This window comes from Pseudomonas palleroniana (assembly GCF_022836895.1).
Taxonomy (GTDB): Bacteria; Pseudomonadota; Gammaproteobacteria; order Pseudomonadales; family Pseudomonadaceae; genus Aquipseudomonas; species Aquipseudomonas palleroniana.
The window spans coordinates 4,523,118-4,534,656 of record NZ_CP092411.1 but is presented as its reverse complement, the minus strand read 5'-3'; the positions used below and the strand labels follow the sequence as shown (position 1 = coordinate 4,534,656).

Sequence of the window (11,539 nt, the reverse complement as noted above, 5' to 3'; positions counted from 1 at the left end):
AGTACCTTCTATCAGTTGCGACCGTCGGGCAGGATCAGATCGCGCAGGCCATCGCCGACCAGGTTGATGCCCAGCACCAGGATCATCAGGGCGACGCCGGGAATGGCGATGACCCATGGGGAAAAGAACATGTAGGGCTTGCCTTCGGCGATCATCAAACCCCAGGACGGCGTGGGCGGTTGTACGCCGACCCCGAGGAATGAGAGCGCCGACTCCAGCAGGATCGCGTGGGCCATTTCCAGCGTCGCGACGACGATCAGCGCACCCACCAGGTTGGGCAGGATTTCACTGGCCAGAATGCGCAGGGTCGAACAGCCCAGCGCCTGCGCCGAGGCCACATATTCGGCATCGCGAATCTGTTGCACCGAAGCCCGGACCACCACGGCGAAGCGATCCCAGAGCAGGCAACCGAGCAGTACGATGACCACTTTCAGCGAGCCGCCCATCAGCGAGGCTGAGGCCAGCGCGACCATCACCACCGGCATCGCCAGCCGAGTGGTGATCAGGTAGCTGATAAACGCATCGACCTTGCCGCCGTAGTACCCCGCCAACAGCCCCATGACGGTGCCGATGAAGCCGGAGATCAGCGCCGCCGCAATGCCGATGAACAAGGAAATACGTGCGCCGTAGAGCAGGCGTGACAGGTAGTCACGGCCCAGCTTGTCGGTGCCCAGGACATACTCCCAGGTGCCGTTGGCCATCCAGACCGGCGGCTTCATGCGCAGCATTACGTCTTGCGCATAAGGGTCGTAAGGTGCCAGCCATGGCGCGAAGAGCGCCCCGGCGAAGATGAGTAGCAACAACACTGTGCCGATGGCGAAGCCGCGATGACGAAAGCTCTTGCCGAGTACTCGGCTCAGGCTGCTGGGGGGGGGCAGGTAGTCATTGATCGCGAGGGGAGTGGGGGTGCTCATGTAAGCCTCCTAGCGCACGCGAATGCGCGGGTCGAGCAGTGCGTTGAGCACGTCGGCCAGCAAGGTGAGAATGATGTAGATCACGGCAATGAGCAGGACCACGGCCTGTACCACCGGAAAGTCATCACGGGCGATGGCATCCCAGGCGAGTTGCCCGATACCTTGCAGCGAGAATACGGTTTCGATCACCACCGACCCGCCGAGCATGAAGCCGAACTCCACCGCCGCCAGCGCGACCACCGGAATCAACGCGTTGCGCAGCGCATGCCTGAACAACACGCGGGCAGGGCGCAGGCCCTTGGCGCGGGCGGTGCGGATGTAATCGGAACTGAGCACGTCCAGCATGCCTGCACGCGTCAGGCGCATGATTGCCGGCGTCGCGTAGTAGCCCAGGGCAATGGCCGGCATGACGAAGTGCAGCAGGGTCGAGTTGCCGGACACCGGCAGCCACTTGAGCGTCACCGCAAACACCACGATCAGCATCAGCGCAAACCAGAAACTTGGCATTGCCTGGCCCAGTACCGCAATGCTCAAGGCCAGCCGGTCCACCCAGGTGTCGCGCTTGACCGCAGCCAGCACGCCGAGTGGAATCGCCACCAGCAAGGCGATGCCCAGCGCCATGGCACCTAAGCCGAGGGTAATCGGCAAGCGGCTGGCGACCAGGTTGTAGACCGATTCCTGAAAGAAGAACGAGTTGCCCAGGTCCAGCCGCAACACACCGCCCAGCCAGTTGAAGTACTGGGCCGGCAGCGGTTTGTTCAAGCCGTACTGCACGCGGATCTGTTCGATCTGTTCGCTGCTGGCTTCCGGTCCGCCAATGGCCGTGGCCAGGTCGCCGGACAGATGCAAAAGAGAAAAGCTGATCACCGACACCGTAATGGCAACGCAAATAGCGATGCCCAGACGGCGCAGAAGGAATCCAAGCATGACGAGTTTCCTCATCTCCAGTGGAGATCACACGTTTTGGGACGGCGCGGATGAGTCCACGCACCACTTTTTGACCCGGTCGCGTATTACTTCCAGGTGGCCTCGACGAAGCGCGGCAGTTCATCCGGGTACGGTGTGAAATTCAGATCGGAGGTGTAGGCGTAGTTCATCGAATAGTTGAACAGAGGCGCCCAGTAAGCCTGCTCGCTGATACGCTGCAGCGCTTTTCTGTAGTTGTCCTTGCGCACCTGCGGGTCGAGGGCGTTGTCAGCCGTCTGTAACCAGCCCTGAATCTGTGGATCTTTGATGTTGTCGTCCGGATTGCCCTTGAACCAGGTACCGGCCGACGCCGAGGTGTCGAGGATCGAGAACGAACCCCATGCCTGAAACGACATGGGCACCTTGCCGCCACGTTGCTGATCGCGCAGGGCGGCATACTTCAAGTAGCGCAGCTTGGCGTTGATGCCCACGGCACGCAGGTTGCCGATGATGGCTTCGACATAGTCACGATCGCGATACGCGAAGATTTCCGTCTCGAAGCCATTCGGGTAGCCGGCTTCGGCCAGTAGCGCCCTGGCTTTGGCCGGGTCATAGTCGTACACCGTGGCAGCCGTGGGGTCGCAGCCAAACTGGCCCGGATAACAGGCAACCTGCAACGGCTTGGCTTCGCCACCCACCAATTGCGTAGCCAGCGCATTGCGGTTGATCGCATGGTTGATGGCCTGGCGCACCTTGAGTTGCTTCATCGGCGAGTTTTCAGTGGAGGTGCCTCGCGCATCCAGGATCAGGAAGCCGATGCGCATGGTTTCACCGCTGGTCACGGTCAGGTTCGACATACCTTTAAGGTCGACGGCCTGATCCGGGGTCACGCGCCATGTCCAGTCGACACCATCCGTCATCAACTCGGCCAGGCGGGTTTCCGCATCCGGAATCACCCGGAATTTCAGGTGGCCGATATGGGGCTTGCCTTGTGGGCTGTCCGCGAAGTAGTCCTTGTTGATCTCCATGCTCACACCTTCGCCTGCCACCACCGACACCGCTTTATAGGGCCCGGTGCCTATCGGCTTGCGGCTGAATTCGGCCAGGCCGACCTTCTCGAAATACTGCTTGGGGAACATCGGAACGGCGTTTGACAGGTATTCCAGCGCCGGGGGGAAAGGCTTCTTCAAATGCAGGCGGACGCTGTAGTCACCGGTTTTTTCGGCGCTCTTGATCCAGTCGACGTTTTGCACGGTGACGACTTTCGCCTCGGGCGACACCACGTAATTGAGGGTGAACACCACGTCGTCAGCGGTGAAGGCGTCGCCGTTGTGGAATTTGACGCCTTTGCGCAGCTCGAAGTCGAGGGTGGTGTCGTCGACCTGCTTCCAGGCGGTGGCCAGCATGGGTTTGTATTCGCCGCTCTTGGGATCGCGGTAGATCAGATTGTCCCAGATCAGCCGGCCGAGAATCACGCCTTCGCGCAAATCGTTGTGATAAGGGCTGATGTTTTCAGGCTCGCTGTCGGAAGCGTAAACCAGGGTGTCGTTGGCTTTACCGGCATGTGCCGGGAAGCTGCTGATGAGGCCCATCAGCGCAATGCTGCAGGCGAAACCTTTGATGCCCATGCCGTCGTCTCCGTTGGCGAGAGTGGTTGAATCAAAGGGCAGCGGATCGCAAATGCGCGAAAGGAGAGTGAGAAAATCCGGTCATGTTTTTTTGGTCTGGACACGAATGTAGGGAAAGGCTATCAATGCCGCAAGAATAATATTTCGATACTTGCATTGCCGAAAAGGCAAACCATGGGGGCGCCGATGCAGCTATATGGTGTGCAGTCCACGGCACTGCGCTATTTCCTCGAAGTCGCGCGATGTGGATCGATCAGCGAAGCCTCGCTGCGCCTGAATGTCGCCGCTTCAGCGGTGAGTCGACAAATATCCAAGCTTGAGTTGGCGCTCGATGCCAGCCTGTTCGAACGCCGTGCCCGGGGCATGGTGCTCAGCGAGGCAGGAGGGCGGCTGGCGGCCTATGCGCGCAAATCGCAGCTTGAGGCCGAGCAAGTGGTGCTGGAGATCTCCGCGCTGCATGGCCTGCAGCGGGGCCATGTGCACGTAGCCTGCTCGGAAGGGTTTGCATTGGAGTACATGCCCAGAAGCATCAGTGCGTTCAGGCGGGAGTACCAGGGCATTCATTTCACATTGGAGGTCTGCGCGCCCGCCGAAGCGACCGAGAAGGTGCGTTCCGGCGAAGCCGATCTGGCGATGACCTTCAGCCTGACCCCGCAAAAGGAAATCAAGGTCGAACATGTCCTGAGCGGAGCGATTTTTGCCGTGGTCGCCAATTCCCATCCCCTGGCCGGGCGCGAAGCGGTCAGCCTCGCTGAGTTACAACCCTGGCCCATTGCGTTACCCAAGGCCGACACCACGATACGACAGCTATTCGACATCTGCTGCGGCGTACAGGGATTGTTGTTCGACCCAGTGTTGACCACTAACTACGTGGCCGCGCTCTACAGCTTCGTGCGCGAAGAAGGCGTTATCAGCCTGGCCAGTGAAATGACCTTGCAAAAGCAGGTGGCGGACAAGGTACTGCAATGCTTGCCGATCCTTGACGAAGGCATGCAGGCACGGCGTATCGAACTGCAGAGCATGGCCGGGCGCAACTTACCTGCGGCGGTTTCTGCGTTCAGGGATTTTCTGATTGCTGATCTGGCGAAAATGGAGCGTCGGTGATCTGAAGCAACGGCGGCCACGCTCTCCTCCAGCTCAATCAACCGCGCAGCGGGCATGCACAAACGTTCTAGCCGCTGACATCATTGCTGCGAATAATACCGGCTAATCCCGCCCCCAATGAAACGGTATTGGAGCCGCTAATGTTCGACACCAAAGTCGCGATCATCGTGCGCAACGACTTGAAGATCTGGCAGCGTTTGAACGTCGTCGCATTTCTTGCAACCGGTATCGCGTCGGCGGCTCCCGAAGCCATGGGCGACGCCTATGCCGATGCGAATGGCCACCTTTATGCAAAAATGCTGGGCCAGCCGATGCTGATATTCGAAGCCGATCTGGCGGGCCTCCAGACTGCCCATCGCGTAGCTCTGGCACGGGATATCACGATAGTGCCCTACGTCTTTGCGATGTTTTCAACCGGCCACGATCAGGCGAACCGTGAGGCATTTCTGGCAGAAGACCCCCAGCATCTGAACCTGGTTGGGATCGGTATTCGAGGGCCCAAAAAAGCCGTGGAAAAAGCCACGAAGGGTTTATTGCTTCACACGTGATAATCAGCCCAGGCACATAAACAAAAATGCCCGTATCGAAAGGTACGGGCATTTTGTTTATGCGGCCGGCAATGCGTCCTCTTGGTTATCGTCTGCGGCGGATCACGCCCGCCGTTGAATCGCCACCCTGGACCAAAGGGTAAAGGCAACATTCGGGGCCCAACCGCTATTGGAGGTGTGCTCCTGAATACACACGTAGCGATTGCCTTCATACGTCACCCCATCGTCCTTGCGATAGTGATGATTCAGTTGCCACTCCGGGTATTGCGGATCAGTCATTCCACCCGCGGTCTTGACGTTCAGGCTGACTCCCGGCAACGACTGATTGCCTTGGCTATCGGTGGCGGTGACGAAATAGCTGTACTGGGTATCCGCTGTCAGGCCATTGTCCGTAAAGGTCAACGCGGCGGTCTGGCCTACCGGGCTGCCATTGCGATACAAGGTATAAAACTCGATCGGGCGCACACCGCTGGCAGCGCTCCAGTTCAAGGTCACGCTGACTTCCGTCTGGGCTGGGGAAGACAAGCTCCCCGGCGCCGAAGGCCGCTCATTGCCGCTGTCGCCATGGATCAGTGATGCGTAACGGTTGCGGAACTCCCAGTTGTAGCGGGCTCCCTGCTTGTTGAGGCCGTCATCCCAGTTCACCGACCAGGTCATCAGCCCCTTGACCGACAACCCTGCCGCATCCAGGCGCTTGAAGGCATTGCTCACCGCCGCGGGGTCAATGACGTACCCGGTCGCCGCCGCATCGACATTGCTAGGCAAGCCGATCACGAACTTGTCGGCGGCAATCTTGATGTATTCACGAGTGCCTGTGAGCAGGCTTTCAGTCAGATAAAACAGGAAGTCTTCTTTCAGCGCATCATTGTTCTGGGCAATCCACTCACCCTTTCCGCCGTTGGCTTCCTGGACCCACACACCGTCGCCCCCTTGGTTGTAGTATTGCGGCGCGATGAAATCGTAGTAACCCTCCAGTGCCTGGATGTAGGCGACGTACGCCCCGGTCGTGACGAGATAGGGGAACTCTGGCGCCATGCTGATAATGAAGTGTTTGCCTTCGCCCGCGTAGTGATCCTTCACCAGTTTCAGCGCAGCCGGCAAAACGGTCTTATTGTTGGCGGTGTGAATGGCTTTCTGCTCAAGGTCGATGTCCAGCCCATCGAAACCATAAGTTTCCACCAGGCGGATGATTTCCCTGGCCAGCGGTCGCTCGTCACCGTCATGCAACTCGATATGCGCATCGGCACCGCCGAGGGAGATCAATACGGCTCGGCCCTGACTGTTGAGCACCCCGACCTGGCGACGAAACTCTTCGTCCGACAGGTTGTAAGGCTTGAACGTGGGAATGCCGTTGCCTTTCATGAAGGCCACAGCCACCACGTTGTATTCCTTGGGGATGTCCACCAGGTTGAGGTTGGCGAACTGCCCCTGCTGGTAACCGTCACTGGAACCCGCCGGCCAGTTGTGCCAGAACCCCATGAGGATTTTCTTGCCGGCGATTGACGGCATCAACGACGCTGCATCGTTCGCCAGTTTCTTTACTGAGGAAAAATCAATCTTGCTCATATTCCAATCCTTTAGAATTTGAATGAATCAACAACTGTCCGGTTGTGATTTGAAGTCAGCTCAAGCTTGGGCTGATGCAGAGCGCCGACGTGCTCACTCGCGTGACGCCTTCGGCGGCGCGTCCGCCAACTTGAGGTTGGCGGCGATGTAAAACCCTACGACCGTGCGTTTTTTCTCTTGATATTCACAGGGCACCAGCGTGGTGTTGGGCAGGTGCGTGCTGTCCTGCGCTGGTTTGACCAGCATTCTCTTGCCCCCCGAGCGCAGGCGTACATATTGCCCGGGCTCGAAGGTGCTCATGGGCGCGTCTCGGCAACGGCCAGGCGGGTCGGTTCTCCCCAGGCGCCGCCGAGGGCGGTGTACAGGTTGACCTCGGCGACCAGTTGCGCCAACCGGTCGGTGATCAGCGTCTGTTGCGAGGAAAACAGCGAGCGCTGTGCATCGAGAAAGACCAGGTTGCTGTCCACGCCGATTTTATAGCGACGTTGCGCGAGGTCGTAATAGGTCTGGTTCGCCCGCACCAGGTCGCGTTGCGCGCTCAGTTGATCGTCATAGGTCTGGCGTGCCGCCAAGCCATCGGAGACTTCCTGGAACGCCGTCTGAATGGCTTTTTCATACCGTGCGATGCCGATGTCTTTCTGCAGCTTGGAATAGTCGAGGCTTGCGCGCAGGCTGCCGGCATTGAAGATCGGCAGGTTGATCTGGGGCTGGAACGTCCAACTGCCCGAGCCACCCTTGAACAGGCTGGACAGTTGGGAGCTGGAGGCGCCCGCATTCGCAGTCAGGCTGACGCTGGGGAAGAACGCGGCACGGGCCGCGCCGATATTGGCGTTGGCGGACTTGAGCTGGTATTCGGCCTGCAGGATATCGGGCCGGCGTTGCAGCAGGTCCGACGGCAGGCCGGAAGGCACCTGGGCGATCAAGTCACTGGCCAGCGGCCGAGCCGGCAAGGATGGCGGCAGTGCGCCGCCGATCAACAGCGTCAGGCTGTTGCGGTCCTGCGCCACTTGACGCTCGTAGCGGGCCAGGTTGGCGCGGGCGTTCTCGACACTGGTTTGCGCCTGTGCGGCGTCCAGTGACGACGCGGTCCCCACCGCCAGGCTGCGCGTGGTCAGGCGCAGGCTTTCCTCGTAGGAGGCCAGGGTCTGGCGGGTCAGCACCAGTAACTCCTGGTCGGCGCGCCAAGTCAGGTAGGCATTGGCGACGCTGGCGACCAGGCTCAGTTCCGCGCTGCGGCGCGCTTGCTCGGTGGCCAGGTAAGCCTGCATCGCCTGCTCGCTAAGGCTGCGTACGCGACCGAAGAAATCCAGTTCGTACGCACTGATCCCCAGCGTCGCCGAATAGGTGGAGGTGATTGCCGCTTTGCCGGTGCGGGTAATGCTCGCCGGGACACGCTGGCGGGTGCCGCCGACGCCCGCGGAAATCGCCGGGAACAGGTCGGCGCGCTGTATCTGGTACTGCGCGCGGTAAGCCTCGACATTCAGGGCGGCCACACGCAGGTCGCGGTTCTGGGTCAGGGCGGTCTGAATCAGTTGCTGCAGGGCCGGGTCGCGAAACAGTGTGCGCCACCCCTGGCTGGCCGCTTCTTCGCTGACCGTCCCAGCGGCAGCGGCATATGCCGGACCTTGGGGATACTGTGGCGCCACGGGCGCGGCCGGTTGCTGGTAATCGGGGATGAGCGAGCAGCCGCTCACTGCCACTGCAACCGTTACCAGAGAGAAAGCAAACTTGTTCATGAGCCAGCCTCATTTGAAAAGGGGCACGGGTGGCTGCGCAGCCACCCGTTGCTTGAGTTGCGCTAGGCGCCGACCATCCATCGGGTCAATCCATGTCGGCCGCTGACCCCAAGCTTTGCGGTGGCACGCTTGAGGTAGGTTTCGATAGAGCTATTTTTCAGCTGCAGCGTTTCTGCTATTTCCGGCACCGTCTTGCCGTTGAGCAAACCCAGGCAAACTTCCTGTTCGCGGGTCGATAAGGTGATGTCGCACAACGCCAGGCGCTTTTGAAACTCGCGATGAATGTGCGTCGGTTCCTGATGGGTGACCAGGGTCGCCATCCAGCTGCCCATCTTTCGCAGCGAGCTCTGGCGGCTGAACTGGGCATAACTTTCAATCAGCGGCAGCAGGGCTTCGGAGAGATTCTTGAGCAGCGACAATTCGCTCAAGGAAAAATCCTTGTGCGTGGGCGACCGATACAAGGTCACGACGCAGCGCCGGTTGCCGTCGCGTGACGCCAGCGTGCACTGGTGCGCCGCACGGCGCGTGCCCTTGCCGGCTGCACCTTTGGGGCGCGTGTTCATACGGATCAACAACGAGCCTTCCATCTCCAGCACCTCCTTGAGCAATTGAGGGTTATGGGCAGGAAGGCTTGCGTCGGGCGCAGGGAAGTCGGCGGGGTCGCCGGCATTGCCCAGGGGCTTGATGTCGGTCAGTTGAGCGTTTGACTTATCGAGTGTCCATTCGCTGAGCGTCAACGCCGTGACCGGCAAGAGTTTGTCGATCAGCTTGAGCATGTTGAGTGCGAAGTGATCCTGGTCAGTACTGGAGATCAACTCGCCGAGTATGAAATAGAAGTGTGGGCTGTCCGCATTTCGAATACTGCTGGTCAGATCCATAGTCCAATCATCCTTGATGGCGCCGTTTTTATAAGTTGTTGGTGAGCGAGCAGTGCAGCCATCGTTCACTCCTGAAGGGTTCAACTCGGGTCCGTATTAGGCCCACTCATTGCGCGACGGTCTGTAATAGAAAGCGGGGACATTCAAGCCTCACCCGCTTGCCCCTCATGGATTTGCCTCACTCAACGCTTTGTACAGGCTTTCGGGGACAGCCGAATTCCGGGCAATCCGTACACTTGCGGCTCCGGCACCCTGGCCAGTCGCAGCGGTTTGCCTGACGGGCCACGCCCGGTCTTGAGTGTATTTGAGGAGTTAATCCATGAATAAAGAGCATGAGAAGCCGCCCAAGCCGGGCTCGGTCTTGCGCCTGCTTTGGCAAAATCATCCCTGGCTGGCCTTCTTTTCAGTGGTCACCGGCATCGTCAGCGGCGTGGCGGCGATCGCGGTGGTGAACGTGATCAACCAGGCGATCTACGAGCAGGGATCGCGGTTGCACTTGCTGTACTGGTTTGTCGGTTTGAGTGTGGTGGCGCTGGCGTTTCGCAACGGCGCGACCTTGTTTCCCGCGTACGCCAACATGAAATTGATGACGCGCCTGCGCATAGCGTTGTGCCAGAAAATCCTTTCTTCGCCCCTCGAAGAAGTGGATCGGCGCGGCCCGCCCAATGTGCTGACGCTGCTGACCACTGATATTCCGCAGCTCAATGCGACGCTGCTGGTGATGCCCGTGGTCCTGGTGGAATGCACGGTGTTCATGTGCGGCCTGGCTTACCTGGCCTACCTGTCGTGGACGGTGTTTGCGTTAACCCTGGCGTTGTTGGCAGTGGGTGCGATTCTGTACGTCTTCCTGTTTCTCGGCGGCGTAAAGTTCACCGGACGCGTGCGTGATGAGTTCACCGCTTTCAACGAACACACGCACGGGCTGGTCTTCGGCCTCAAGGAGTTGAAGCTCAACGGCATTCGCCGCCGCTGGTTTGGCCGCTCTGCCATCAAGGAGTCGTCCACCCGGGTGGCGCGCTTCAATTTCATCGAGCATATGTGGTACCTCGGTGCGGAAAACATGGGGCTGGTCACCCAGTCACTGCTGATCGGCAGCCTGGTGTTCGCGTTGCCGTTGCTGATGGTGGCTGACAGTCAAGTGATGACCGGCAGCGTGTTGACGGTGATGTATATCCTGGGGCCGCTGGGGTTGCTGATCGGTGCGATGCCGGTCGTGGCGCAAGGGCGGATTGCGGTCAGTCGTCTCGCCGAATTTGGTTTCCTGATCAACGAACACCACGCCGAACAGGACGAACCGGATAACACCAATGTCCTGCGCCTGGAGCACAAGAAGCATTGGCGCCAGATCACGCTCAAGGGTGTGGTGATGAACTATCGTGGCGCCGACGCGGAGAACGGTTTCGCGCTGGGGCCGGTCGACCTGACCATCAACAGCGGTGAGTTGATCTACATCATCGGCGGCAACGGTTGCGGCAAAAGTACCCTGGTCAAGGCGCTGTGCGGGTTGTACGTGCCCCAGGCCGGGCAGATATTGCTCGACGGCGTCGCCGTCAACGATGAAACCCGCAGTGACTACCGTGACCTGTTTTCTGCGGTATTCAGTGACTTCCATCTGTTCAACCGCCTGATCGGTCCTGAAGGCGAGGAGGTCAATCCGGCCCAGGCGCAGAAGTACCTGGCCGCACTGGGCCTGGCGGAAAAAATCAAGATCGAAGGGCTGGGGTATTCCACCACCAAAGAGCTGTCCTACGGCCAGCAAAAACGCCTGGCCCTGGTGTGTGCCTACCTGGAAGATCGCCCGGTGTATGTCCTTGATGAGTGGGCGGCGGACCAGGATCCTCCGTTCAAGCGCTTCTTCTATGAAGAGTTGCTGCCGGAGCTCAAGCGTCGCGGAAAGACCGTGCTGATCATTACGCATGATGATCAATACTTCCAATTGGCTGACCGCATCGTCAAGTTGGTCGACGGCCATATCGTCTCCGATGTAAGCCTTGTCGCCGAGGACCGTCGCGCCTGATCCAGGCGATGCCGACGCCTTTCCCCAAGCACGACACCTATAGTTTTAATAACTAGCGGTGTCGTGCTTTTTTGTTTTTAAAAATTCTTAAATATCAAAAAGATAATTGAGAAATTGCGAAATATTTCCGTGTCCCGTGATTGTCCGGGATTCGGGTGACATACAGCCAAAAACGCCGATGATTAAATTTGCCAATGCGCTTATCAGGTCACGCTGTGGGCGGCTTTTTTATCCGGCGTACG

At 59.3% G+C, this 11,539-nt stretch carries 10 protein-coding genes; 3 read left to right on the top strand and 7 right to left on the bottom strand.

Annotated features, from left to right (window positions below; all coding sequences use genetic code 11):
* Positions 1 to 11: 11 nt before the first annotated feature.
* The 3 genes from MJP36_RS20165 to MJP36_RS20155 all read right to left on the bottom strand — a co-directional run bounded on the left by MJP36_RS20165 (position 12) and on the right by MJP36_RS20155 (position 3,448).
* Complete coding sequence (locus tag MJP36_RS20165; RefSeq protein ID WP_244383873.1) at positions 12 to 914, bottom strand: ABC transporter permease; 903 nt, start codon at positions 912 to 914, stop codon at positions 12 to 14.
* A gap of 9 nt (positions 915 to 923) precedes the next feature.
* On the bottom strand, positions 924 to 1,841 hold the full coding sequence (locus MJP36_RS20160; protein ID WP_244383872.1) for an ABC transporter permease: 918 nt from the start codon (positions 1,839 to 1,841) through the stop codon (positions 924 to 926).
* A gap of 86 nt (positions 1,842 to 1,927) precedes the next feature.
* On the bottom strand, positions 1,928 to 3,448 hold the full coding sequence (locus MJP36_RS20155; protein WP_244383871.1) for an ABC transporter substrate-binding protein: 1,521 nt from the start codon (positions 3,446 to 3,448) through the stop codon (positions 1,928 to 1,930).
* 186 nt (positions 3,449 to 3,634) lie between these two features.
* Between MJP36_RS20155 and MJP36_RS20150 the strand changes: the two genes are divergently transcribed.
* Both MJP36_RS20150 and MJP36_RS20145 read left to right on the top strand, forming a co-directional pair.
* Positions 3,635 to 4,552: a LysR substrate-binding domain-containing protein gene (locus tag MJP36_RS20150; protein ID WP_198762826.1), complete on the top strand. Its 918-nt coding sequence runs from the start codon at positions 3,635 to 3,637 to the stop codon at positions 4,550 to 4,552.
* Between the two features lie 140 nt (positions 4,553 to 4,692).
* On the top strand, positions 4,693 to 5,100 hold the full coding sequence (locus tag MJP36_RS20145; protein ID WP_205345282.1) for a DUF2000 domain-containing protein: 408 nt from the start codon (positions 4,693 to 4,695) through the stop codon (positions 5,098 to 5,100).
* Positions 5,101 to 5,202: 102 nt separating this feature from the next.
* On the opposite strand, the gene MJP36_RS20140 is transcribed toward MJP36_RS20145, so the two are convergent.
* The 4 genes from MJP36_RS20140 to MJP36_RS20125 all read right to left on the bottom strand — a co-directional run bounded on the left by MJP36_RS20140 (position 5,203) and on the right by MJP36_RS20125 (position 9,280).
* Positions 5,203 to 6,666 carry a carbohydrate-binding protein gene (locus MJP36_RS20140; protein ID WP_244383870.1) on the bottom strand — a complete coding sequence of 488 codons (1,464 nt, stop codon included), beginning with the start codon at positions 6,664 to 6,666 and terminating at the stop codon, positions 5,203 to 5,205.
* Positions 6,667 to 6,759: 93 nt separating this feature from the next.
* Positions 6,760 to 6,966, bottom strand: coding sequence for a hypothetical protein (locus MJP36_RS20135; RefSeq protein ID WP_060756414.1), 207 nt, complete (start codon positions 6,964 to 6,966; stop codon positions 6,760 to 6,762).
* Complete coding sequence (locus tag MJP36_RS20130; protein ID WP_244383869.1) at positions 6,963 to 8,402, bottom strand: efflux transporter outer membrane subunit; 1,440 nt, start codon at positions 8,400 to 8,402, stop codon at positions 6,963 to 6,965. Before MJP36_RS20130 ends, MJP36_RS20135 begins: the two co-directional genes overlap by 4 nt.
* A gap of 62 nt (positions 8,403 to 8,464) precedes the next feature.
* On the bottom strand, positions 8,465 to 9,280 hold the full coding sequence (locus MJP36_RS20125; protein WP_104993279.1) for a helix-turn-helix transcriptional regulator: 816 nt from the start codon (positions 9,278 to 9,280) through the stop codon (positions 8,465 to 8,467).
* A gap of 319 nt (positions 9,281 to 9,599) precedes the next feature.
* Between MJP36_RS20125 and MJP36_RS20120 the strand changes: the two genes are divergently transcribed.
* On the top strand, positions 9,600 to 11,297 hold the full coding sequence (locus MJP36_RS20120) for a cyclic peptide export ABC transporter (protein WP_060756411.1): 1,698 nt from the start codon (positions 9,600 to 9,602) through the stop codon (positions 11,295 to 11,297).
* Positions 11,298 to 11,539 lie beyond the last annotated feature (242 nt).